This is a genomic window from Enterobacter cloacae complex sp. 2022EL-00981 (assembly GCF_028737495.1).
Lineage (GTDB): Bacteria > Pseudomonadota > Gammaproteobacteria > Enterobacterales > Enterobacteriaceae > Enterobacter > Enterobacter cloacae.
The window spans coordinates 40187-64689 of record NZ_JAQZRK010000020.1; the positions used below are offsets into that span (position 1 = coordinate 40187).

Genomic DNA, 24503 nt, shown 5'->3' on the forward strand with positions numbered 1-24503 from the left:
GCATAAAGAGGATGCCTTATGGCTACTATCCCTGGATTTTCTTACGCGCTTACTGAAGAAAGCGCTGTTTATCACCTTCTCCACCTGCAACTTCCCGATTCTGCGGATCTCTTCGAACTGGCTGACGCCTGCACTGCGTATGTAAGCGTGCTGGTGGAAACTGACGACGCGATGACGTTTGCCACGCTCTGTGAGCGATTGTTGGCTGCGCTTAAGCGGCTGCGGGGATGCTGCGATGATGAACTGCCTTCGTATCTGGTTGAACAATTGATCGCAGGGGAAAAGATTACCTCCTGCGTGCCGGACTGCTGGCAGGAGACGACGCTGCAAGTGGACTATGCCGTGGCGTTAACACTGGCGGTGATGGGCGGGACACTGCCTGCGAGCGTGGCGAAAGAACTCGTCGGACTGCTGCATGATATGGTCTGGCTGTTGGCGGAGTTTGTGAAGGAGCCGTATATTACGGCGCACTGAGGCGGGTGATGGGAGGCCGGGGTTCTGCTGGGTAAGAAGCAGATCCCCGGTCTTACGCAAAATTTAATGTTGTTTATTGAATGTCTATTACGAAGTAAGAGCAAACGTTTGTATTTTCGCCCTCCCCATAGGCTGAGAACATAATGACGGCATTTCATTCCTAGTAATGACCGTTTGCCCATTTCTTTGCATTTATTCCATTTTATTATGCTTATCGCATCCATACATATGAACTATTTTTCAACTGTTTATTAAAATATTCATATCCATCTTTGTTACTGGCAATATGTAAACTTTCATTATTTGTAACATCAAAATAATCGAACCCGACTAAAAAGAAACCCTCACGAATTTTGTATGGATTAATGTTTATGCATATAGAGTTTTTCTCGGCCCAATCAACCCAAGCATTATCATTGCTTTGATGCCAGATTCTAATACTATGGTTAAAGTTAGTGTTGTTAAATGTTGAAAAGTAATGTTTAAATAAATCTTTCTTATTTTTGAATAAATATTCAATTTTTATCCTTTCTGGATTAACATCAATTTGGCTAATATTTTTCCCATAATCAATTAAACCATCTCGCATTATTTTACTCTTAATTATTGACTCTTTTATTTCACGTGATAAATGATAGGATAAATCAATAATTTCATGGCTATGCTTATTAAATTCGTTGTCACAATAATGCGCTATTGCAATATTAATTGCAACAGCGATATCTATTGTGGAAAAATGGTAGTCACCTGGTTGGAAAAGTGAATTTATTATACCTCTAAACTCTCTTGCATTAATCAAATCAAGAGGCCTGTAACATTCTCGTAGTTTTTTATCATTAACACTCGTTAGAATATCAATAATACTTTTTTGATATAAATAATGAGAGAGTTTCCTCTTAAATATGTAGTGAAACGGAGATGTAATTACTTCAGATATTTTAAAAATGTCATTTAAAATCACTTTGGATACCTAGAATGTAAGTCAAGCATATGTGCTAACCATATCAAACTATTGCAAAAAATATATGTAGAATCTGCACTCCCCTCCCAGTTTCCATATTGTCAACTCACCACCCACCATCTATAATGTTTCCATTCAGAAAACAAGGGGAAAGGATGCAAGTAGTCCAAGAGCGCCTTTCGACGCGGCCACCAGTCAATTTCCTAATCAAGCACTCGCCCTGGACGATCTTTACCGGGTACTAAAAAATGTGCACTACCCATCACCAGACGACATGCGAAAGCGCTTCCCCCAGTCGGGACAGGATGAAATACCGGGAAAAATGGTGAGTCATTGATGCGGGTGGCGGGCATTTAAGAGTGATGTTTTTGCTGATTTTGAGCGGGGAAAGATCTTCATCAAACACATCAGCACTCACGCAGAGTATGACAAGCTCACGGACCTCTACCGGAGAACGAAAGAATGAACTATGCAGCAGCCATCAAAGCGGCAAACGATCTGACCAACGAGCTTCCTTTCCTGGGCTCAAGCCCGTCGCGACAAGATTACGAGGATGCTCTGGCGTTGGTGGAGTATCTGATTGAGCATGACCCCGATAGCCCGCTGGTAGAGATGCTCACCGCGAAAATCGATAAATACGAAAACGAGTCTCCGGAGTTTGCAGAATTTAATGCGCGTGTTGCCAGCATTCCGTCAGGCGTTGCGTTATTGCGAACGCTGATGGACCAGTACCATCTCACTCAGAGCGATTTCGAGAACGAGATAGGCAAGAAGTCTCTGGTGAGTCGGATCCTTAACGGACAGCGCACGTTAACGCTGGATCATATGCGCGCGCTGGCGAAGCGTTTTGGCGTGCCGGTAAGTGCATTTGTGGGGAATTGATGAGGATGATTTTTTAATATTAAGAAAAAAGTGACGCAGCCAAGCTGGCCATGTCGCGGCTAAAACTCCTATGATAATTGAAGAGGCACGTCACTGCCTTCAAACACTTCCCTCAAACACTTTCCAAGCGATTTAGAGTCTTTTGCTGCAGGAATAACCACATGATATTCCCTGATACCAATCATTTTTACGGCATCTTCATTAAGCACGATCACAAGTTTGTCTTCAGTGAGCTGAACAGAACGAATAGAGTCTGTTAACTCATATTCCGTTGACTCACTCTGGAAACCAATGCATTCGTTAACGGGTAATTCATCTTCGTCGAATCGTCCGATAATGATAAAGTTTTTGGGATCATGACTGTCATCCCCTATTCCAATGGTGAGAACATCATTTTCTTCAGCGCAGTTAATACACGTTGCAACAAGATTTTTAATTATACTCATCAGTTGTCCTTATCATGAATCGTTTCACTCCTGACAGATTTTTACCGAAAGCCTGCAATTCACTAATATAGTTAGTATCGTATGAACAGCCAAAAATGGCATCCACAGAAATATTTTTAATAATGCTCTTTTTAAAAGACAAATTATATATTTCCAGTATAGCGAAACGGCTGTTGCTGCTGTGATATGCTGCACCAGCCACACCCACCTTCAGCAATAGATGGGCTTCGCCAGGATCACCGCAAGTACACTTTTATTAAAAATCAAGATCGACTTTGACTACCCCTGATGCATCTATTTTATCATTCTGAGCAGTAAGCATATCAACAAACTCATCGAAGGAGTTTGCTATTTTCGTCAGCCCGGAGGTCACTACTGAAAGATTGAATATTGGATCAGACTCGTGATCCCAAAACCAAATCTCTCCCGACATACCTCCCTTGAGGCAAAGACAGATTTGATTATCACCAGACGAGGCTCCTATCGGTAACCATTGATCGCGAAAATCATTCCGGTATGTATCAGCCATTTCAAAGACAGTATATTCTTTACCCGATTCTGCAAGGCCGTACAAAGACTCAAGCGTATCGTTTCCTTGCTCATCAGACCATGGAGATGGTTGTAACGCCTTGAAAACAACATTTACCTCAAAAAGAACAGAAACGCCAAAATGAAGTAAATAGGCACGATAACTTTCAGGAATTGACCCTATTGATGTTTCTAATGTATGTAAATTCTTTTTCAGTTCATCTAATGGTAATGGTGTCGATTTCGCTCCAAAGCGCTCTAATTTTTTCAACAATGTTCTTTCCCCCATATATCTTATGCGTAGCCAATATGGGGCACATTGGCATGAAGATCTCTCGGCAGAAGAATTATGGTAGTTTCAATCAGATGATGTGGCGTGTGCATCTTTTTCCTTAACAAATTCTGAGTCGCTTTCTGTGAAATGCCTTTTTATCTACAAAGACACTATTATCAATAGTAAAATACAAGCATATCTGACATTGTTTTTATCACTATTTATCTATTTACTAACATCTAAATGTAAAAAAAATAAACCATAATCATATTCTAAATATGGCTTATTTTTGAAATATCATAAATCAACAGTTACATTCATTCCTGCATCAAGGGATGTTTCACATATTTTCTTGTAAAATTCAGTAAAGCCATTAGTAATTTTATAGATATTTCCGCACTCATTTTGCTCAGCGATCTCAAACTCTTGGATATCATCCTCTGCATGTAGATGTGTTCTGTCCCAATAATACACACCTTGGCTTTCACTGCCATTTAATATAAGGTAAAAGTTACCTCCAGGATCATCACCAATAATCAACTTATCATCAATGAAATCAAGTTCACTTAAAAAATTTTCATTTTGACGAAATATGTCGTGGTTTGGATTTTTCATATTTATTCCAAAAAGGGCATCAAAAGAGATAAACCCTTCATCGACACCTTTGTACTCCAATTCACAAAAATCCGGAGATTTTACAACAAAACCATTTTTCAACCTGAGGAATTCTTTATAATCCTCAGGTAAACTGATTTTGAATTCCCCCTCCACAACTTTAATTTCATCTTTATTTGCAGGTTTACCGTATGAAATAGGCATAAGCTCTCCTTGCTAAGGTCATGACTTCTTGATCTTAGTTACTCAACCTCTATTATGGAAAAATTGATTGTAGTAATTAAAGCCGGAACTTAATGGTTTCCGGCATACTCCATTTATTCATCTATATCAAAAAAAACATGTGTCCTAGCCATAAAAATAATCATAGAAAGCATTGAAATTTTCATTACCGATAAGAGGCACAATTTTTTTCCGCAACTCATCAATAAAATCATCTTTTACTTCGTCATTATCATCTGCTATATCAAAGATATCATATTGGCCATATACCAAATCAATAAACTCAGCCAATGAAAATATAAATCCAGAGAGACTACCAGCTATTTTAAATGGTTCAATTACATCATAACTTGCATATATAGAGGTATTCCCTTCATCGACAACCGCAATTATAGGTTTACCTCCACCTAAATCATCGCCAATAACAAGATAATTATCTGGTAAGTATTCATAACCACTTTGAGCCTTTAAAAGCTCACTTACCGAGTGAAGTTTAATTGGCGTGAAGCCTGTTTCAATCTTTAACTTTTCAGGATTATAATTTTCATATAAAAATTCCACCTCTGTCGAGCGAGGTAAGTTGGGCGGGAAGGCATTGTCCAGATCATTGACGGTGCTGAAACTCCCTGACAGCGAATATTTATTGCAAATAACAATAAGTTGTTTTAATGCTTTTTCAATCTCATTCACAATGGTCTCAGACGCATCCATAAATATAGCCCTCAGTAATAACCAATCAATTTAAAATAACATTCTCAGTATGCACTACCTTCAAACAAGCTAAGTAAATCAATTTTCAATTACTCTCTCGCTCTTTAAATCAAAGCTCTATGAAGTTATCGTTCTCGAGATAAAAATTTAAACCTGATATGAAATCCTCTACAGATGGTTTTTCTCTTTGGATAGAGATATTATGTAATACATCTATAAATTGCTCTCCATAGAAAAACAGCTCTAGCGAATTTTCGACAACAAAATCAGGATATACTTCCTCATCGTCATCACTAATGACAGGATAGTTATCTAAATAACAAACAAGCTCTTCTTTAGCAAATGCTTCATATTCTTTTGTATACACACAAAAATTATCTAATGTACTCCCACCCATGATTTCATATATTAAGACATCTAACCCGTAGGCTTTTCTGTATTCTAACCGACTCATATGCACAATCCTTGAGGGTTATCTTTTAAACTTTGCAAAGCAAGTAGTTAATGATAAAATCATATATTCCATTCAATTGTAATTTAAATGGTTTTTATAATCCGGGAAAATCATCCCCCGGACCATTTTGTCTAATTTAAATCATACTCATATTAATAAATAGGATCAGCAAAATCTATTCCCTTCACATTATTCTTAGAAAGGAACTCTTTAAATCCATTTGAAATAATTATGCAAGATTTATATTCACTACATCTTGCCATACTAAAATCTTCAATAACGTTGGCTTTGAACACTATTTTACTAAATTTCCTTGGACCATTAGGTAAATAACTCAATATAGGTTGGCTTTCTGAAGCCTCCATATCGATGCATGAAACCTCTCTTAGTATATTAATTATTTTATACCCTTGATGTTGGGTTTCATTTACAGATACAGTTGCGTCAATAAGTTGAACATCAGTCCGAAAAACATCGTAACAAGAAATTAGCGATGCTAGTCTGGGTGATATGAATATAGGCCCATCGCTATAATAAAAATCATATGCAAGCAGTACCTTCTCACTCACCTTAGATTTTAATGTAAAAAAATGTCCCTCGTAAGTTTCAATTGATTTACATTGAGAAAAAGCACTTCCAGATATGTCAGGGTGCTGGTATTCAAACCAATAACTATTGGGGTAATCAGAAGCTATTCGTAGCTCATACATACTTAGCACCTCGCTTTTCTAACCGAGTAAAATAACCAATTTAGAAATTAATCTTCATTCCAAAGAATCTTTATTACTAGCACGCTGTTCATAAATGAACATCGGGAAATATCCAAGAGATACTCCCCGTAAAAATACATTATATACCATTCCAGAAAGAAATATCATTTGCCCCTGTTGACTTTATAATTTCCGTTAGCGGGCATGCTTTTAAAAAATGCGAACCAACACCTCTGATAAATAGCTCAAAACTATCAGCTATCGATTCCCGTCCATCCATAGTTTGTTCACTTGTAATAGCATAAACTTTGCCATTATGAGTATTAAGTAAGATAGTATAAGGGTCTGATATTGCAATACATATCACACCATCTGGTCTATGCTCGCCAATCCACCAATGGTTAAACTCATCATTGTTAATCCTGACTATTTTCTCCAAATAATCATCGCCATGGCCGAAAGATATATTCCCCAAAGAGAAGTTATCAATATCATAACTATTGACAAACTCAATAAAATCCTTTGGGAAATTTACACCAAGTCTTTCCTCCGAATGTTTGATATTATTTACAGGCGCCATTCTTTTTTTCAAAATAAAATCATCCATCCCTCCATTAAAAGAAGAGAACTTCTCATGCAATCTAACTTCAATTTCATTTATTGTTAATAACACAATTATCACTCTCATTTCGTATGCCAAACATCGCCATTGCCAACATGAGTACGTGCAGATGCGGGTATAGCATATGTTCCAAAATCGACATGTTAATGTATTATTGCATCTCCTTTATAATTCACTTGCTCAGGAAATACTTTAATCTAGGTTTCATCTATTCCCGGTAACTGTTCCACCTCTTTTATTCTTTATAACTTGCTTTAACTTAAGGAACCCGATGCATATCAGATTATTGACTGCAAAATTCTTGGTATTTCCTTATATCGCAGTTTGAAATAAGTATTCCTGATACTAATGTTCAGGTATCTATTTAGAAAGCATGATGAGGTCTTCCGGGGTAATAAGGATGAACCCGCGTCTGGTATGGATTGTTAACTCTGATTTCATATCCCCTACATAACCCAATCGGATCCTGTACAGTAAACCGCACAATCTTCGGGTCGTAGTAGAGGATGGATTATTAATTATATGTTTGTGATTCAAGACAGGATTATATCATATCAAAACCGGGCGAATTTCTCACCCGGCCTTTATTCTTTTTAGCTTAAACAGTTTATTACTAGCGAGTCTAACTCTATCCATGCATCTTCTAATTTAAAAGCCAAATCTGGTTTGTTTTCCACTTTATCAAAACTAGCATATGCATTTCTTATCATTTGAGGTATTGTATATAAATACAAAGCTAATTCTTTATCTATGGACTCATTATTTTTCAATAGGTTAGCAAGCTCACTTAAACTAAAAACCAAGTCATTATACTGTTCATCATTGAAAACCATATTAATTCTAACATTATTAACAAAATCATTATCAATTATTTTTTTCTTTACATCACTTAACATAAATCACCTATTTAAATATGATGGCTTCGTGAGGAATCTCACCAAAAATCAATACTTCCTGATGCGCCGCAGCAGCATTTCGAGTAAACGGTGTTTGTAAATTCTCTGCAGCTTTTTGAGCTGTTGAAACATCGACTATTCTATCTTGAGGTATTTTAGACAAATCTATTTCTATAATAGGATTTGCCGCACGAGTACCGCCATGGGTAGCAAAATACTCTGCTGATGCCTGGCTTCTGGTGGTGGAAATCCAAGGATCACGCGAATGCGGAGCACCAGCAACATGTTGGGTCGGCGTCGTTTTATGATAAGGTGTTGGTCTTGTTATTCCATTACCCGCTCGAATGCTCTCCATTTGTTCAGGCGTCACCGCTCTTTTGACAGTATTACAATTATTTAAACCCAGCGGATCAATCCACCCCAACGGATTCGGCGCATACTGATAAAGGTTCCACCCGCCATTCAACCCAATCGGATCCTGCACAATAAACCGCCCGACCTGCGGGTCGTAGTAGCGGAACAGGTTATAGTGCAGCCCGGTTTCACCGTCAGCGTACTGCCCGGCATAGCGAAGCGGTTGATGCGCCATCGCTGTGAGATTCACAACCCGTGAGAACCCTTCGCTCTGATGGCGTACCTCGCCAAAGCTGCCGTACTGGCCGCTCCAGCGTACCGCACCCCGTTCGTCGGTCACCTCCAGCGGCGCGCCGTTCAGGTCGGTGTTGAACCAGTAAATCTCACCGCAGCTCTGGTCTCGGAGATGATCCACCCGCGCCAGCGGGCTCCAGGCTTCATTCGGGTCATAAATATACGTACTGCACAGCCCGGTTTGCTGCTGCTCCTGCAACAGGCGGTAGCCCTGCCACAGGAAGCGGGTGTTGGTAGTGCCGTGCGTCGTGGTGACGATTTTGTGCGTGCGGCGGCCCAGCGCGTCGTAGTGATAGCGCGCCTCAAACCGTCCTTCCGGCCCGGTTCCGCGGGCGGATACCAGACGGTTCTCGGCGTCATACGCATAATGCTGTTCATACAGCCCGTTGCGGCGGCTGATCAGGTTGCCCCAGTGGTCGTATTTCATAAACAGCGCCTGCCAGTGCTGCAGGCGGTTATCCGTGACCGGTACCGCATCGTCATTGGCGGCGAGGTTATCCGCAGCGTCGTAGCTGAACTGCGCGCGGCTGTGCCCCTGTCGGGCCTCGTAGTGCTTCAGCAGACGCCCTTCGGCGTCGTAGCCGTAGTCCACCTCACCGCGCAGGGTGTCGCTGACACCAGAAAGCTCACCGCGCGCGGTGTAGCGATACAGGCGTTCCAGTAGCGCCTGCTCCGGCAGGGTCACGTCCGTACTCAGCTCGCTGCGCTGCAGGGTGCGTCTGCCGAGGCTGTCATACTGACGGAGCTGCTCGCGCGCGCCCTGGGTGCGGCGCACCTCGCGGTGCAGGCGGTCGCGGTTGAACTCGGTCACCAGCTGCTGCCCGAAGCGGATGGCGCTGACGTGGCCAGAGCCGTAGTGCAGCCAGGCCAGCTTTTGCTCGCCGGGCAGCGTCAGGCCGGTCAGGTTGCTCAGGGCATCCCACTCGTAGCCCACCGCGCCGTTAATGCCGGATTCGCTCAGAACGCGCCCGGCGGCATCGTGGCGGTAAGCAATCTCATCGCTTTCGATACCCAGGGCAACGCCTTCGGCTGTTGGCGTGCGGCGGATGCGGGTGATCTGGCCGCTCAGGTCGCGGACGTAGCGGTACTCCGCGTGGCGCTGAGTGCGCCCGATCAGCAGGCCGCTGTCGTCATAGCTGAACTGCTGGACGCGACGGGCAATGCCGCCGTCGGCGGCAGGTCGGCCGTTCTCTTCGAGCGCACAGAGGAACCCTCGCGCATCCCATTCCATATGGCGCACAGTCTCGTCAGGGCGCGTTTCGCTGAGCGGGCGGCCCACGGCGTCATAGGTGAAGCGGTATTCCGCCCCGTTGCCGTTATCGAGTCTCAGCAGGTTACCGCGTGGGTCGTAGCGCCACTGGCGCACGCGGCCAATACGATCGGTGAGGCTGACCGGGAGGCCGAGCGCGTTATAGGCCCAGCGCACCTCGCTTTCCAGCGGGTCGCGCCAGCCCGTGAGCTGGCCGCGTTCGTTCCACACCAGCGACTCGCGGCTGCCGTCCGGGTGGATCACGGCACTCAGCAGCCCGGCGTTGTTCCACTCCCGACGCGTAATATTCCCTTCCGCATCCTCGCTGGCAATCAGCTGCCCGAAGCGGTCGTAGGTGAAGCGGGTGACGCTGCCGGAGCAGTCGGTGCGCTGCGTCAGCAGCCCCTGGATGTTCCAGACCAGACGTACCACGCCGCCGAGGGCATCAGTGATGCTCTCAGGCAGGTTTTCTTCATCGTCGGGATAGCGATACGCGGTGGTGCTACCGGCTGGATCCGTTTCCGACAGCAGACGACCGCGAAGGTCGTACATGGCCTGCGATGAGGTACCGTCCGGGTAGACCGTCCGGGTGATGCGGTCGGTCAGACGATACCAGTAATACTCTGTGCGACGGCCCGCCGGGTCCGTCTCACTGGTCATGCGGCCATACTTATCCCAGGTACTGCAGCGCATCGCACCGCCGGGCAGAATGACATCGCTGAGCTCGCCGTCGCGGTAGACAAACGTCGTCTGGCGGCCGTCGTAATCCGTGAAGCGCGCGACGTTATCGTCGTCATCAATCAGCCAGTGCGCCTGCGCGCCATCGTCACGAATGGCGCGACGGATGCCGTTATCAAAATCGTATTCGAACGTCAGCTGTTCACCGCCGCTGTGGCGGAAGCCGATCACGCGTGGCAGGCCGTCAATCTCCCGCCAGCGGTATTCGCTCAGCAGGCCGTTGGCGTCCTCGTGGGCGCTCATCAGTCCGTCCTGCCAGCAGAAGCGTCGGCGCACGCTACCACCCCGGCCGGTCACACAGACCAGCTGGCGCTGTTCATCATAAGCGTAACTGACCAGGCAAATCTCGTCATCCAGCCAGGCGCTGGCAAGCCTGTCACGGTCGTAGCGGCAGACCACGCGCTGGCCCGCGCTGTCGGTCAGGGCATGCAGGGTATTATCCGCATTCCACTCGAAGAGGATATCGTTGCCGCAGGGTTCTGAGATGCGCTGAAGCAGTGACGGTGCGTCATCTTTCAGCGCTGCGTAGTGCCAGCGCTCGCCACTGACGTCATACACCGACCAGCTGTCGTCATGGTGATGTTCAAGCCAGTTTTTTTCGCTCTCGCAGTAGGTGCGCATCCCTTTCGGCACGTTCGGGAAGGCAACGTAATCGCCGGACGGCGCACGCCACACCAACCCGTCCTGATAAGGCTCCAGGCGGCTTTCCCAGAACAGGCTCCAGCCGCGGCCCAGCACGCTGTCGCCGGGGTTGCCGCTGCGCCAGTAGCGCTGCCAGCGCACCGGCAAGCGTGACGGCAGAACGAAATCGAGCTCATCATCCCCGCTGAGAAACTTCTGTCCGCTGACGATATCCACCGGACGGGCGATGATCCCCGCGGCCGCTACGCCGGTCATCAGCGTGCCGGCGCGGCAGGCGATACGGGCCAGCTTGTTGATACCGGGGATTTTGCCCAGCAGCTTAGAGAGCGCCCCGACTTTGCCAGCGGCGCCGCCCCAGCCGCCGAGAAGCCCGGCGAACAGCAGGGTAAGATCGGAGACTTTATAGAGCCACTCGGGCACTTCAGACTGAATGGGCAGGGTTTGCTGCGGGTCGCCGCCGATAATGACGTTGTCCGAACCGGTCATCACCTTCGCGTCGCAGGTGGTGCGATCCCCGATGCGGGACGCAGGCTGGCTGTTAATGGAGACACGCTTAGAGCCTTCGGCCATCTGCTGCGAGCCATCGTCCGAGCACTTCACCGCGCTGTCCGTCGCGATGGCGGCGGGTTTGCTGTTGATAAACACATTGGGCGAGCCGGAGGTGATGACGCCTTTCTTCGTCATACTGGATGCCCCGGCGTCGGCGATACTGTCCCGGGCGGCGGTCGCCAGCTCCCCGGTGTAATACCCCACGGCCAGGCTTGCGCCGACGAGCAGCACACCCACGCCAAGGCAGGATGCGCCGAGACCGGCAATAAACATCGCCCCCGCCAGAATGCCCCCGGCGGCGGCAATCAGGCCACCGACAATCGTTCCGGCAATCATCCCGGCCAGCGCACCGGAGTGGCCGATATCATCACCAACGCGTGCAGCTTCAAACATAACGACTATCCCTGGTGTTAATGGTGGAAACGAAAGCTCCTGAGAAGATCGCCGAACAGCGCGCAGTCCGTATCGCCCAGCGTACGGGTGCAGGTCATAGTGAACACCAGAATGTTATCGCCCTCGGCATTAAACACGGCCTGCTGCTGCCAGATGCGTTTCCCGTCGCGCAGATAGCTGGCGTGGACAATTTCACCCTGTAAAAGGCTGTCGCCGAGCGTTGCGGCACTGCGTTCACCCTGCTTCCAGCCCTTGATGTGTTTTGCCATCAGGGCGAGCTGGCGATCGATATACGCGGCAAGCGCTTCGCCGGGGTTGAGGGTATCGCGGGAGATGTTGAATGCCGGCGCATCCGCAGCAAGCGGCGCGAAGACATTGACGGTACGATCCTGATAGCCCTCGGGAAAAGCGATCATTCCTTCATTAAACAGGCACTGCGAAGATGGTTCTGACATTGAGCGGGTCCCACCACATTTTTTCAGAAGCGGTAAGTTTCGCATATGTGTTTAAGGCTGACTATCCCCAGATTATTGTCCCACCGCCACGCTCGCCGACAGGCCCGCCACCAGCTCAACCCCCTTCGGTAAGGTGTCGATATGAATGCGCACCGGCACGCGCTGCGCCAGCCGCACCCAGCTGAAGGTGGGCTCCACGTCGGGCAGACCCAGCCCGCCGGTCTCGTCGTTGTTATCGCCAATCCCATGACCGATGCTCTCCACGTGCCCCGTGAGGACAGGGTCATAACCCATCAGCGCCACCTGCGCGCTATCCCCCACGCGGATATGGCGCAGTTTGGTCTCTTCAAAATACCCCACCACCCAAAAGCTGTGGGCATCAACGATGGCCACCTTTGTCTCCCCCGCTGTCGCATAATCGCCGGGCCGAAGCCGCAGATGCGTGACGTAGCCCGAGACTGGCGAGCGAACGGTGGCGTGAGCCAGATTAAGCTCGGCCAGCGCCAGCGCGGCAAGTGCGCCGTGATAATTGGCCGCCGCGACGTTCGCCGCACTGCCAGTTTGCTGCAAATCCTCGCGGGAGATGGCGTCCTTAATCTGCGTGCGTCGCCGGGCAGCATCCTGGCGCATCAGCATCTCATGGCGTTTTGACGCCACATCCGCCTGCGCGCTGGCCACCGCCAGTTTGAGCCAGCGCGGATCGATGCTGTAGAGCACATCGCCCTGGTTTACCCACTGATTATCCCGCACCACCACGCTGATAACCGGCCCGGAGACGTCCGGCGCTATCTGCACCACATCCGCCCGCACGCGTCCGTCGCGGGTCCACGGGGTCTGGGCGTAATGTTTCCACAAGATAAACGCCAGACACGTTGCCGCCGCAACGGCGCTTAGCGTCAGCGCATAACGGCCCAGCAGAGAAAGTAATGCTTTCATATCAATAACCCCAACGCGGTTAACCCCTGCATGAGCAGGTAAAAGGTAACGATCCAGGTTGAAACATCCATCAGCGGGCGACACGGCAAACGGCGGTAAAGCCTGCTGAGAGAGAAAAGCGGTATGAGAAGCAGCGTGCAGACCAGTGCCACGAGCGCCACCATCAGTAACCCGGGGATCAACACGCCCCCGACATTGAGATCATTGACCATCGTCCGGCCCCCGTAATGCGCAGTGGAGATCCACCAGCCTGCCGATAACCTGCCGCGTTTGTTCATTAGCCGCAGGCAAACGGCAGCCAATGGCGGCGGCGAGGCGTTCACGTAAGGCGGCGGTGTCTGACGTCGTCGTCAGTTGATAAAGCAGCGCGTTGATCTCCGGCGGCGTGTCAGTACGGCGTAGGTGTCGCACCGAGAGGCCAATCCGCAGCGCGTGCAGCAGTCGGTTAAGCGCCTGTTCGGTGGCGTGTCCGCTGCGTGGCAAGCGCGGCAGTAACAGGGCCGCCCTGTCGATCATCAGATTGATCCAGTGGGTTTCATCGCTCTGCATTTTTCCTTTCACGTTGCGGCGGATATCGCGCTGGCACAACCTCAGCAGCCGGTTGATGGCGGCATCGGCCTGCACGGTTTGCAGCAGGCTCATGCTGATGACGGCAAAACCGGTCGCGAAAAAGAGAGCAATGGCGGTGTTTAGCGCCGCGGCGAAATCGCCGCTGTAGCGCGCGCTTAGCTCCGATAATACCGGCAGCGTGAGGGTGATCCCCATCGCCATAAAGGTGGTGGGTGGGCGCGCCTGCAGCGACCCGGCCAGCAGATACGCTGGCGCAAGCACCGCCACCAGCACGGCGAAATCACTCACCTGTGGAAGTAGCGCAAAGCTGTAGAGCAGGCTTATCACTACGCCCCAGATGCTGCCAATGATGTATTTCACGAGGTGCGGTGCCGGGGTGTCGAAGCTACCGAACAGCGTGCAGCAGACACCGAGGATCGAAACTGCCGTGCCGCCGTCGGGCCAGGCGGAGTAAATCCAGACCAGACAACCGCTCAGGATGATGACGAACGCCCCCAGCGCCGTGCGCGCGGCGGTAAGCGGATCGCGGTGGAAGACGTAGCCTTTGATCGCGCTGCTCTGTACACGATCGGACGCAAACCGGCTGTGGTGGATCGCATCTGAAAGACGATCGCACTGTTGCAAAAGAAGCACGGCCTCCGTCAGATAACGGGTAAAACTTGCCCGCTCCGCCTCTTTCAGGCTCCGCGCCCGAGAAGCATCGCGCTCAGCGACCTGCTGGCAACGCTTAATGAGGGCGTCTGCCAGCTGTTTTCGTTGCGCTTCATCGTCACAGGCAAGCCAGGCCTGGACATCGTCCAGCACGGTTTGCAGTTCAGCGGGCATTGTCGCCGTCAGGGGTAAGCGGTCACGCAGTTCACAGTTCACCATAATCAACCGCGCCAGCCGGTCATGAATGGCTTTTCGGGCCTGGCGTACCGGAACGGCAAGGGCGAAATCGTACGGGATATGATGGCTCATTCCCTGCAGGAACTGCAGCGACAGCGTAAAATGCAGGGGCGACGTCACCGTACCGGGTTTGCCCGCTAACGTGTCGGCTACCCGCTCGCGTGCGGTGCGCAGCGTCTGCGATAAGGCGCTGTTGAACTGCGCGGAGATACGCGCAGGCAATACATAGCGGTGAATCACCGCCGCACAGAAGATACCAATCGCAATCTCCTGCACCCGAACGACGGCGATGTTAAAAATCGCACCGGGCTCAGAGACCGCCGGGAAACCAATCAGGCTCGCGGTGTAACCTGCCAGCACAAAGGCATAGGCCCGGGGCGTGCGTTCCAGCAGGGATAACCAGAGACAGAACGTGATCCACCCCGTCAGCACCACGCTGCAAACCATCGGCATAGTTGCGAAAGTGGGCACGATCAGCACGGTGGCACAGGCCCCCGTTACGGTTCCGGCAAGACGGTAAAGGCTCCTGCTGAGCGATGCCCCCACCGACGTCTGCGACACAATGTAAACGGTAATAATGGCCCATGAGGGGCGCTCGAGACCGATCGACAGCGCAATGTAATACGCCAGCATCGCGGCGGCAAATGTCCTTGCGGAATAGAGCAGCGCGCGGGCATCGCTTTGCAGCGCGGCTGGTAAATAACGAGAGATGAGGATATTCATGCCGGGATTATTACCGGCTTGTCAGCGCGCTTAAATACTCTATTCTGTCAAAAAATACCTAAATGTTGCCAGAAACATGAAACCTCAACTTGCTAATACGCTCTATGACCCTGACGCCACAGCCTCTCCTGCCGTGGCGCGCCATCTGGACTTCGTGGACTACGCTGCAGAAGTGCCGGTACACACCCACCGCAAGGGGCAGCTGATTATTGCCCGCTATGGCGCGGTCAGCTGTTATGCGGAAAACGATATCTGGATCGTGCCGCCAGACTGCGCGGTCTGGATCCCCGGCGGCATTCCGCATAGTGCCAAAGCAACCTGGAACGCCCATCTCAACTATCTGTTTATTGAGCCCGGTGCGGCGGCGCTCCCGGCGCGATGCTGCATCCTGGCGATTTCGCCGTTGATTAAGGAACTGGTTGACCGCTTAACCCGCGAAGAGGTTGATTATCCGCCGGACAGCCACGCGGCAAGACTCACCCGGGTAACGCTTGATGAACTGACCAGCATGCCGCAGCAAAAGCTGAGCCTGCCGGTTTCGGCGCATCCCAAAATACGCGCGATGGCCGACGCGCTGGTCAGCCACCCTGAGGACAGAAGCACCCTGAAAGACTGGGCCAAACGGCTGGCGCTCAGCGAACGATCCTTTGCGCGTCTGATGCAGCGCGAGACCGGGCTGAGCTTTGGGCGATGGCGGCAGCAGCTGCACCTGATTATCGCCCTGCAGGAGCTGGCGAGCGGTGCCCCAGTGCAGAATGTGGCGACAAAACTCGGGTATGAATCCGTGAATGCGTTTATCACCATGTTTCGCAAAGCGATGGGCACCACGCCCGCGCACTACTTTGCCGAACGGAAAAACAGCGGCCGTTAGCCCGGTCCCTCGCTGGCCTGCAGCCAGCAGCGACACCAAACTGGCGGGATTTTGACGAGCCGTCAGGAACTTTTAATTAACTCATAACTCGTCAAATCGATGTAACGTTAATAACAGTTCAACTATTTATTACACTTGCAATCATTATTCACTTAATCAAATTTTAAGTTAAACCAAGATATTAATCGTTAACACTTTATCCAGCTCCAAACCGTAAGATCCCATCATTTCTTAATTTTCATCAACGAAATCGCAGATCGTTTTATATCCATGCCGTACAAAAATTGACGAGCCACTTTGGAAGCGCTAGCGTTGAAATAGTTACATAACCCACTAAAGAAAAAAGATTTTTTCAGGATTTCCTTAAATGGAGTTTTATACAAATGGCTATTCCCGCTTATTTATGGCTTAAAGATGACGGCGGTGCCGATATCAAAGGCTCTGTTGATATATATGGTCGTGAAGGAAGCATCGAGATAATCGGACTGAATCACGGCGTAGTGCAACCCACCGACAAGCATAACGGCAAGGCAACCAGTCTGCGCGTCCATTCCCCCTATTCTTTCGATAAAGAGATAGACGCCTCCAGCCCCTATTTGTACAAGGCTGTCAGCACAGGCCAGAAGTTTAAATCCGCAGAGTTCAAATTTTATCACATCAATGATGCAGGACAGGAAGTAGAATATTTTTCCACCTTCATGGAAGGCGTGACGATCGTCAGCGTCTGTCCAATGATGCTTGACGTCAAAAATCCTGACTATGAGAAACATAACCATCTTGAGCTGGTAGAACTGCTGTATGAAAAAATTACCTGGCGCTATGTGGACGGTAACATTATACATTCAGACAGCTGGAACGACCGCAAGACGGCATAAGGAGAGTGTTATGGGATGGAAGTATGAGCAGTCTACCGGCAAGATGTATAAAGATGGTAAATTAATTGAGACCGGATATTCCGGTGCTCTTACAAATAAAAATAACCCGGACCGTCAGCATGTAAAGGGACTGGGGCCACTGCCTCGCGGTACGTATAAAATTGCGGGTCATTCGAATTCTAAAGGACCGATAACCATCATTCTTGAGCAAACCTCGGGAGAAAGTTTTGGTCGCTCAGAATTTCGCATTCATGGTGACCATAAGTATGGCCCCGCCGGTTTTGCATCCGAGGGATGCATCATTCTCTCACCGTCAACGAGGCGTAAGATTCTTCGCGATGGCGGCGAGCTTGAGGTTGTACGATGAAATATTCGATCGTACTGCTGCTATCTGCTTTTACAGCCCCGGCAATAGCTGGCGTTACTGACTGGTCTTTAGCACTTAAGGGAATCGCCTCAGGCGATGCACACTGGATTGAGCAAGCCCCAGCGCTGGCTGCCGTCGCTGATGGGAACCAGGCGCAGCAGCTAGAGGATGCCCTGGCCGCTGCGCTCACAACAAACACGGACGCCACGCTGAAAACGCTCCGCACCATTGACGCTGGAAAATGGCCGCACATGGTAGGCAGCGATATCATCTGCACCCCGCCTTTAGAGAAATCACCCGCAGAAATCGATGCGTTCTATCAACTCACACGACAGGCGCTACTGGAAAACATAGACGGTGCTCATTGCCTCTGGATCCTGGAGGCAACAATGGAAGAGTTCAAAGCAGAGAAAGCCCGTCGGGCTAAGTAAGAGGGGAGCCCGGCGCACAATGGCCGGGTCTTTCACTTGTTCCAGACCGTATCTCACCCCGGCCCCTCGCTCCCCGCCGCCAGCAGCGGCACTATCACATCGCTGATGGGCACCGGAATACCGTGCGCGCGGCCATAGCGCTGGATCACGCCGTTGCGGATATCCCACTCCAGTGGGCGGTTGGCCTGACGGTCGGCAAGGATCGAGGTGCCTAAATCGGCCGGGGCGCGCTGGAAGTTCGCCAGGATCTCCTGCGCAACGTCATCATTGAGCGCTGCCCCCTCGGCACGGGCGACAGCAAGGCCTTCGCGCAGATACGCCAGCCCCAGCGCGCTGATATCCTCGCGCGAAAACATCCCGGCACGACGGTTGGCCAGCACCATTAGCCCGGCCACCGCGTTTTGCAGCAGCTTGCGCCAGGCGACAGTGGCAAAATCAGCCGACAGCTCAACCGCACAGCGTGTGCCCTGCAACGCGTCTACCACCCGTTTTGCCTGCGGAACGTCCGGCAGCGTCAGGCGCGGTTTGGCACGCAACCAGACCGACGCATCCGGCTCACGCTGCGCCGGGAACCAGACCACCGACGGCAGCACCGTTGCGCCATTAACCCACGGCTCCAATTGGGCTTTCTGCTCCACGCCGTTTTGCAGGGCGCAGACCACCGTGTTTTCATCGCACAGGGCGCGCAGCCACCCGGCGCTGTCGGCGTTCTGCGTCGTTTTTACCGCCACAAAAACCAGATCGGCGGGACGCGTGACGACGGACGGGTCGGTTAATACCGGACCCGGCACGACCGTTTCACCTTCGTCGTCGCGCAGACGCAGTTCAGGATGTGCGGTGCGTCCGCACAACTGCGGCGTGCGGCCAGCGTCATGTAGCACCGCGGCGATAGTGGTACCAATTGCACCAGGACCAATCAGCGCAACCACTGGATTGTCAGACATGGTTAACTCCCCTTTTCGCTAAGCCTGCTAACAGTTATACCACTGTAAAAAGTGAGCGCCACGTCGTTGTCTATACTCAACACACGACAGACAACGGAGTGCGCCATGCCTTTACCCGATTTCAAATCCTCTGAACCCTATACCCTTGGCATCGAACTCGAGCTGCAGGTGGTTAACCCACCGGGATACGATCTGAGCCAGGACTCTTCCGCGCTTATCGCCGCCGTTAAAGACGACATCAAAGGCGGTGAAGTTAAACACGATATCACCGAAAGCATGCTTGAGATTGCCACCGGCGTGTGCCAGAACATCGATCAGGCGGCGGCACAGTTCTCCATGATGCAGCAGAGCATTTTGCGGGCGGCGGCGGAGCAGCATATTCAGATCTGCGGCGGCGGGACGCATCCGTTCCAGAAGTGGCAGCGGCAGGAGGTGTGCGATGATGAGCGCTACAACATCACGCTGGAGCGCTTTGGCTATCTGATTTTACAGGCGACGGTGTTTGGCCAGCACGTGCATGTCGGGTGCCGGACCGGCGATGACGCGATTTATCTGCTGCATGGCCTGTCACGCTTTGTCCCGCACTTTATCGCCCTGGCCGCCGCATCACCCTACATGCAGGGCACGGACACGAAGTTCGCCTCCTCGCGACTCAATATCTTTTCCGGGTTCCCGGATAACGGGCAGATGCCGTGGGTCAACAACTGGCAGGAGTTCGAGGGGCTGTTTCGCCGCCTGAGCTCAACCAGCATGATCGACAGCATTAAAGATCTGCACTGGGACATCCGCCCCAGCCCACATTTTGGCACCGTTGAGGTGCGGGTGATGGATACGCCGCTGACGCTCGGCCATGCGATCAATATCGCCGGGCTGATCCAGGCGACATCCCACTGGCTGCTGACCACCCGGCCGTATAAGCATCAGGAGAGGGATTTTCTGCTGTATCGCTTTAACCGTTTTCAGGCGTGTCGCTACGGGCTTGAGGGCATACTGACGGACGTGCATACCGGCGAGCATAAGACGGTGGCGGAAGATCTTGCCTGGCTGCTGGAGCAGGTTGCGCCATCGGCCGAGAAACTCGGCGCGACGAGCGCGATTAAGGAACTTGCCCTGCTGTTAAAGCAGGGCAAGAGCGAGGCGCAGCGCATGCGGGACTTTATCGCCGACGGCGGCTCGCTTATTTCTCTGGTTCAGAAGCACTGCGAGCTGTGGGCGACGAGTCCGTAAGGCCGTGCCCCCACTCGCGCAGGCGCTGGAACAGCACAAACAGTGCGGGGATGAACAGGATCCCCACCACGGTCGCCACCAGCATACCGCTGAATACCGTAGTACCAATGATGCGACGGCTTTGGGCACCCGCCCCGGTCGCCAGCATCATTGGCAGGACGCCAATGATGAACGATACCGCCGTCATCATTACCGCACGGAAGCGGCGTGATGCCCCCTCGCGAGCCGCATCGACAATCGCTATCCCCTCCATGCGCCGCGCGCGGGCAAACTCGACGATAAGGATCGCGTTCTTGGCAGCAAGGGCTATCAGCAACACCAGGCCAATCTGCACATACACGTCGTTGGCGTAGCCGGCTATCCACAGCCAGACCAGCGCTCCGCCGATGGCGAACAGCACCGAAAGCATTACGCTCGCCGGAAGCGTCCAACTCTCGTACTGGGCGACGAGGAACAGCCACGCCATCACCACCGCCGCCAGCACGATCCAGATCGCCTGATTGCCGGTCTGCTGCTCCTGGTACGACATGCCGCTCCAGGCGTAGTCGTACCCGGCGGGCAGGCTCTGCGCCAGAATGTCGCCCATCGCCGCCATCGCAGTGCTACTGCTCACCCCTTCCGCCGCGGAACCGCTCACCGACACAGATGGAAACTGGTTGTACTGCTGCAGGAACGGCGCGCCAACGGTGGGCGTGATGGTCACGAGATTACTCAGGCGCACCCGCTCGCCGTTGTTGCTGCGCACAAACAGCTCGCTGATTTGCCCGGCGCGCTCGCGCCACTGCATCTCATTTTGCATCACCACATGGTAGACGCGGTTGTTGACGCTGAAATCGCCGGCACGCGTGCCGCCAAATGCGGTTTGCAGGCTGCTGAAGATGCGTGACACCGGTACGTCGAGACGCGCCGCACGCTCGCGATCAACGTTCAGCGTCAGCTGCGGCACGTTGCTGCTCCAGGTGGTGAATACGCGGCTCAGCTGCGGATGCTGGTTGGCTTTCACCAGCACCTCGCGGGTGATGCGCTCCAGCTCCGCCGGGCTCTGCCCCGCCTGCGCCTGAATACGCAGGTCGAAGCCGGAAGCGTTGCCCAGCCCCGGCAGCGTCGGCGGGGCAAAGGTCATGATGGTTGCTTCCGGCAGCGCCAGCAGCTGGCGCTGAAGGGTACCCATCACTTCATCCAGCGGCGGACGCTCGCTCCAGTCCTTCAGCATGATGGAGATAAACCCGCCGTTGGAGGCGCTGGTGCCGTTGAGGATGTTAAACCCGGAGACCTGAATCACGTCTTCCACCGCCGGATGTTTAGCAATTAATTCGCGTGCCGTAGCCATCACCGCCTCGGTGCGCTCCAGCGAGGCCGCTTCCGGCAACTGAACGCTGGCGAAGAAGTAGCCCTGATCTTCCTGCGGCAGGAAGCCTTTAGGCATCGACATAAAGCTGAACACCACCACAGCCGCCGCGCCTGCGGTGGCCAGCAGTGCCAGCCACGGACGAAGGGTGAATATACTCACCATGCGGGAGTAGAGGCTACGCGTGGCCTCCAGCCCCCGGTTGAAGCCGCGGAAAATCGCCGCGGACTGCGCCGGACGCGGACGCAGCAGCAGCGCACACAGCGCGGGTGTCAGCGTCAGCGCCACCAGGCTTGAGAGCGTTACGGCGGTGGAGAGCGTGACCGCAAACTGGCGGTACAGCTCGCCGACAATCCCCGGCAGCAGCGCCACCGGCACGAATACCGCCAGCAGCACCAGCGTCGTCGCGATCACCGGCCCGGCAATCTGGCGCAGCGCCAGCGCGGTCGCCGCCGTCCGGCTCTGCCCTTCCGCCATCAGCGTTTCGACGCTCTCCACCACCACGATGGCGTCATCCACCACCATGGTCAGCGCCAGAATAATGGCGAACAGGCTGAGCGTGTTGGCGGAATAGCCAAGCGTGTAGAGCACCGCAAAGGTGCCCACCAGCGACACCGGAATGGCAAGGGCGACAATCAGCGTGGCGCGCCAGCTCTGCAGGAACAGGGAGACGACCACCACCACCGCCAGCATCGTCAGCGCCAGGGAGACGCCAATCTCTTTAATGGTGGCAGCCACGAAGGTGGTGGTGTCGAATTTCACCTCATAAACCAGGTCGTCCGGGAAGCGCGTCGAGAGACGCTCCAGCTCTGCACGCACCGCCCCGGCGACGCGCAGGGCGTTAGCAGACGGAGTGGGGTAAATGCCGAGATAGGCGGAGTCATGCCCGTTCAACTGCGCGCCGGAGCTGTAGCTGCGTGAGCCAAGTTCGATGGTGGCAACGTCCTGCAGGCGCACCAGTTGCCCCATCTCGCCCGCGCGGATGATGATGTTGGCAAACTCTTCTGCCTGGTTTAAGCGCCCCAGCCCGTTGATGGTCAGGGTCTGCTGCTGGCCGTTAAAGACCGGTGGTGTACCGACCTGGCCTGCCGCGCCCTGCACGTTCTGCTCGCGCAGCGCCTGCGCCACGTCGTCGGTGGTGACGTTGAGCGCGTTCATGCGATCGGGCCGCAGCCAGATGCGCATGCTGTAGTCGCGCGCGCCAAACATCTGCACCTGCCCGACGCCGGGCAAACGGGACAGCGCCTCGCGCACCTGAGTGCTGGCGTAGTTGCTGACAAACAGCGGCGTGTGGGTGTTTTCCGGTGAGTAAAGACTTACCCCCATCATCAGGTTGGTGGCGCGCTTGCGCACCTGCACGCCGTTTTGCTGTGCCTCGGCCGGTAGCTGTGCCGTGGCCTGCGACACGCGGTTTTGCACGTCGATGGCGGCCAGATCCGGGTCTGTCCCGGCAGCAAACGTGATGTTCAGACTGTAAGTGCCTTCATCCGAACTGGTGGACTCCATATACAGCAAGTGGTCCACGCCGTTAAGCTGGGTCTCCAGCGGCGTGGCGATGGCCTCGGCCACGTCAGCCGCGCTGGCCCCCGGCCATGACGCTGACACATTCACGACCGGCGGCGTGATCTGCGGATACTGCTCCACCGGGATTAGCTTCAGCGCGATAGCCCCCAACAGGGTAATGACCAGCGCAATCACCATCGCAAAGCGCGGGCGTTTGATGAAAAACGTCAGCATGATGGCTCCTTAATTGAGTATCTGGACGGCAGCGCCGGGCTGAACACGCTGCACGCCGTCAGCGAGCGCTCGCTCACCAGGCTGTACGCCAGAGGTGATCTGGAACTGCTGCCCGATCTGTCCGGCGACCGTCAGCGGACGTTTTTCCGCCCTACCGTCGGCGTTGACCACCCAGGCGAAGAAACCGTCGTCATTCTGCTGTACGGCAGCGGCGGGCAGCGTCATAACCGGCGTTGCGCTGGCGGGCCGCAGAAAAACATTCACATTGCCGCCGGGCAGCAGCTGATGGCGTGGATTGGCGAATTCGGCACGCAGCATCACGCTGGCGGTGCGCGGGTCGATACGGTTGTCCACCGACGTCAGCTCGCCGACGATACGCTGGCCGTTGTTGTCAATTAACGCCTGCCAGGCCTGCTTCATGGCGCGGAGATCGGTATGGTTGCCGACTTTAGCGGCAAACGCGCCCTCTTCCAGCGCAAAAGCGATGCGGATCGGATCCAGCTGCACCACATCCACCAGTACACCGCTTGCGGGGTTGACCAGGCTGCCGACGTGGAAGTTGCTGTGCCCCACGCGCCCGGCAATCGGTGATGTGATGCGCGTGTACCCCAGCGTCACGTTGCGGGTTTCCAGCCGGGCTTTCGCCTGCTCCAGCGCGGCGCGGGCAACATCGCGCTGCATACGGGCGTTATCCACATCGTGGCGGCTGATGGCGTTGTTGTTGCCCAGGCTTTCAAAACGGGAGAGCTGCTGCTGCGCCTGCCGCAGCGTGGCTTCGGCGCTCGTCACCTCGGCCTGAGCCAGACGCACGGCAGCACGCGGCTCGGCATCATCCAGTTCGAACAGCACGTCGCCTTTTTTCACATATTGCCCGTCGCGGAAGTTGATTTTGGTTATCACGCCTTCCGTGCGTGCGCGCAACTCAACGGTGTGAATCGCCTCGATGCGGCCCGGGATCTGGCGTTCAGCAGCGTGGGTAGTTTGTTCCACGGTGGCAACGCGAACAGGAATGGCGGCGGCAAAGGCAGGTGGCAGGGTGAAGGTAAGCAGTGCGAACAGGAGTGGGAATTTCATGGGAGTACCTCAGTATTTTCCCCTCACCCTAACCCTCTCCCCA

The 24503-nt window shown here is 52.8% G+C and carries 25 protein-coding genes and 1 pseudogene; 8 read left to right on the forward strand and 18 right to left on the reverse strand.

Annotation, left to right across the window (positions count from 1 at the left end; translation table 11 throughout):
• Window positions 1-18: 18 nt before the first annotated feature.
• Window positions 19-474, forward strand: coding sequence for a hypothetical protein (locus PUZ33_RS16805; protein ID WP_058681128.1), 456 nt, complete (start codon window positions 19-21; stop codon window positions 472-474).
• 211 nt (window positions 475-685) lie between these two features.
• Here PUZ33_RS16805 and PUZ33_RS16810 read toward each other — a convergent pair whose 3' ends face one another.
• Entirely contained in the window at window positions 686-1435 is a 750-nt protein-coding gene (locus PUZ33_RS16810) for a hypothetical protein (RefSeq protein WP_058681129.1), read from the reverse strand.
• A gap of 133 nt (window positions 1436-1568) precedes the next feature.
• Here PUZ33_RS16810 and PUZ33_RS16815 point away from each other — a divergent pair.
• Together PUZ33_RS16815 and PUZ33_RS16820 are read left to right on the forward strand one after the other, a co-directional pair.
• Window positions 1569-1901: pseudogene (locus tag PUZ33_RS16815) on the forward strand (type II toxin-antitoxin system HigB family toxin).
• Window positions 1898-2317: a helix-turn-helix domain-containing protein gene (locus PUZ33_RS16820; RefSeq protein WP_013097659.1), complete on the forward strand. Its 420-nt coding sequence runs from the start codon at window positions 1898-1900 to the stop codon at window positions 2315-2317. The pseudogene PUZ33_RS16815 and the gene PUZ33_RS16820 overlap by 4 nt, the downstream one beginning before the upstream one ends.
• 68 nt (window positions 2318-2385) lie before the next feature.
• Here PUZ33_RS16820 and PUZ33_RS16825 read toward each other — a convergent pair whose 3' ends face one another.
• The 14 genes from PUZ33_RS16825 to PUZ33_RS16890 form a co-directional block, all read right to left on the reverse strand.
• Window positions 2386-2763: a hypothetical protein gene (locus tag PUZ33_RS16825; RefSeq protein WP_058681130.1), complete on the reverse strand. Its 378-nt coding sequence runs from the start codon at window positions 2761-2763 to the stop codon at window positions 2386-2388.
• A complete protein-coding gene (locus tag PUZ33_RS16830; protein WP_126347329.1) occupies window positions 2750-2965 on the reverse strand; it encodes a hypothetical protein in 216 nt (71 codons plus the stop codon). Before PUZ33_RS16830 ends, PUZ33_RS16825 begins: the two co-directional genes overlap by 14 nt.
• 54 nt (window positions 2966-3019) lie before the next feature.
• Window positions 3020-3565: an SMI1/KNR4 family protein gene (locus PUZ33_RS16835; protein ID WP_159424633.1), complete on the reverse strand. Its 546-nt coding sequence runs from the start codon at window positions 3563-3565 to the stop codon at window positions 3020-3022.
• A 297-nt stretch (window positions 3566-3862) separates the two neighbouring features.
• On the reverse strand, window positions 3863-4384 hold the full coding sequence (locus PUZ33_RS16840; protein WP_058681133.1) for an SMI1/KNR4 family protein: 522 nt from the start codon (window positions 4382-4384) through the stop codon (window positions 3863-3865).
• A gap of 144 nt (window positions 4385-4528) precedes the next feature.
• Entirely contained in the window at window positions 4529-5113 is a 585-nt protein-coding gene (locus PUZ33_RS16845) for a hypothetical protein (RefSeq protein WP_058681134.1), read from the reverse strand.
• Window positions 5114-5222: 109 nt separating this feature from the next.
• Window positions 5223-5567 (reverse strand): DUF7716 domain-containing protein, encoded by a 345-nt coding sequence (locus PUZ33_RS16850; protein WP_058681135.1) that lies wholly within the window; start codon window positions 5565-5567, stop codon window positions 5223-5225.
• Between the two features lie 152 nt (window positions 5568-5719).
• Window positions 5720-6277, reverse strand: coding sequence for an imm11 family protein (locus PUZ33_RS16855; protein ID WP_062676783.1), 558 nt, complete (start codon window positions 6275-6277; stop codon window positions 5720-5722).
• 139 nt (window positions 6278-6416) lie between these two features.
• Window positions 6417-6950, reverse strand: a complete 534-nt coding sequence (locus tag PUZ33_RS16860; RefSeq protein WP_058681196.1) for an SMI1/KNR4 family protein — start codon at window positions 6948-6950, stop codon at window positions 6417-6419.
• Between the two features lie 542 nt (window positions 6951-7492).
• Window positions 7493-7795: a hypothetical protein gene (locus tag PUZ33_RS16865; RefSeq protein WP_058681136.1), complete on the reverse strand. Its 303-nt coding sequence runs from the start codon at window positions 7793-7795 to the stop codon at window positions 7493-7495.
• Window positions 7796-7802: 7 nt separating this feature from the next.
• Window positions 7803-12014 carry an RHS repeat-associated core domain-containing protein gene (locus PUZ33_RS16870; protein ID WP_235836492.1) on the reverse strand — a complete coding sequence of 1404 codons (4212 nt, stop codon included), beginning with the start codon at window positions 12012-12014 and terminating at the stop codon, window positions 7803-7805.
• Between the two features lie 17 nt (window positions 12015-12031).
• On the reverse strand, window positions 12032-12469 hold the full coding sequence (locus PUZ33_RS16875) for a DcrB-related protein (RefSeq protein WP_058681137.1): 438 nt from the start codon (window positions 12467-12469) through the stop codon (window positions 12032-12034).
• A 72-nt stretch (window positions 12470-12541) separates the two neighbouring features.
• Complete coding sequence (locus PUZ33_RS16880) at window positions 12542-13405, reverse strand: efflux RND transporter periplasmic adaptor subunit (RefSeq protein WP_062676784.1); 864 nt, start codon at window positions 13403-13405, stop codon at window positions 12542-12544.
• Window positions 13402-13617 carry a DUF1656 domain-containing protein gene (locus tag PUZ33_RS16885; protein ID WP_029882597.1) on the reverse strand — a complete coding sequence of 72 codons (216 nt, stop codon included), beginning with the start codon at window positions 13615-13617 and terminating at the stop codon, window positions 13402-13404. Before PUZ33_RS16885 ends, PUZ33_RS16880 begins: the two co-directional genes overlap by 4 nt.
• A complete protein-coding gene (locus PUZ33_RS16890; protein ID WP_058681138.1) occupies window positions 13607-15586 on the reverse strand; it encodes an FUSC family protein in 1980 nt (659 codons plus the stop codon). The genes PUZ33_RS16885 and PUZ33_RS16890 overlap by 11 nt, the downstream gene beginning before the upstream one ends.
• Before the next feature lie 76 nt (window positions 15587-15662).
• Here PUZ33_RS16890 and PUZ33_RS16895 point away from each other — a divergent pair, with 76 nt between their 5' ends.
• The 4 genes from PUZ33_RS16895 (at window position 15663) to PUZ33_RS16910 (ending at window position 18130) form a co-directional block, all read left to right on the forward strand.
• The gene (locus PUZ33_RS16895; protein ID WP_038981066.1) at window positions 15663-16457 is read left to right on the forward strand and encodes an AraC family transcriptional regulator; all 795 of its coding nucleotides are present in this window, start codon (window positions 15663-15665) and stop codon (window positions 16455-16457) included.
• Window positions 16458-16840: 383 nt separating this feature from the next.
• A complete protein-coding gene (locus PUZ33_RS16900; RefSeq protein ID WP_047024288.1) occupies window positions 16841-17332 on the forward strand; it encodes an Hcp family type VI secretion system effector in 492 nt (163 codons plus the stop codon).
• A gap of 10 nt (window positions 17333-17342) precedes the next feature.
• On the forward strand, window positions 17343-17699 hold the full coding sequence (locus PUZ33_RS16905; protein ID WP_014830982.1) for a tlde1 domain-containing protein: 357 nt from the start codon (window positions 17343-17345) through the stop codon (window positions 17697-17699).
• Window positions 17696-18130, forward strand: coding sequence for a hypothetical protein (locus tag PUZ33_RS16910; protein WP_058681139.1), 435 nt, complete (start codon window positions 17696-17698; stop codon window positions 18128-18130). The genes PUZ33_RS16905 and PUZ33_RS16910 overlap by 4 nt, the downstream gene beginning before the upstream one ends.
• Before the next feature lie 53 nt (window positions 18131-18183).
• On the opposite strand, the gene PUZ33_RS16915 is transcribed toward PUZ33_RS16910, so the two are convergent.
• Window positions 18184-19074 carry an oxidoreductase gene (locus PUZ33_RS16915; protein WP_058681140.1) on the reverse strand — a complete coding sequence of 297 codons (891 nt, stop codon included), beginning with the start codon at window positions 19072-19074 and terminating at the stop codon, window positions 18184-18186.
• A gap of 105 nt (window positions 19075-19179) precedes the next feature.
• On the opposite strand from PUZ33_RS16915, the gene PUZ33_RS16920 reads away from it, so the two are divergent.
• The gene (locus PUZ33_RS16920) at window positions 19180-20301 is read left to right on the forward strand and encodes a YbdK family carboxylate-amine ligase (RefSeq protein WP_013097673.1); all 1122 of its coding nucleotides are present in this window, start codon (window positions 19180-19182) and stop codon (window positions 20299-20301) included.
• On the opposite strand, the gene PUZ33_RS16925 is transcribed toward PUZ33_RS16920, so the two are convergent.
• Window positions 20252-23386, reverse strand: coding sequence for an efflux RND transporter permease subunit (locus tag PUZ33_RS16925; protein ID WP_252107831.1), 3135 nt, complete (start codon window positions 23384-23386; stop codon window positions 20252-20254). The two genes, PUZ33_RS16920 and PUZ33_RS16925, sit on opposite strands and share 50 nt — an antisense overlap.
• Window positions 23387-23395: 9 nt before the next feature.
• Complete coding sequence (locus PUZ33_RS16930; RefSeq protein ID WP_058681142.1) at window positions 23396-24460, reverse strand: efflux RND transporter periplasmic adaptor subunit; 1065 nt, start codon at window positions 24458-24460, stop codon at window positions 23396-23398.
• Window positions 24461-24503 lie beyond the last annotated feature (43 nt).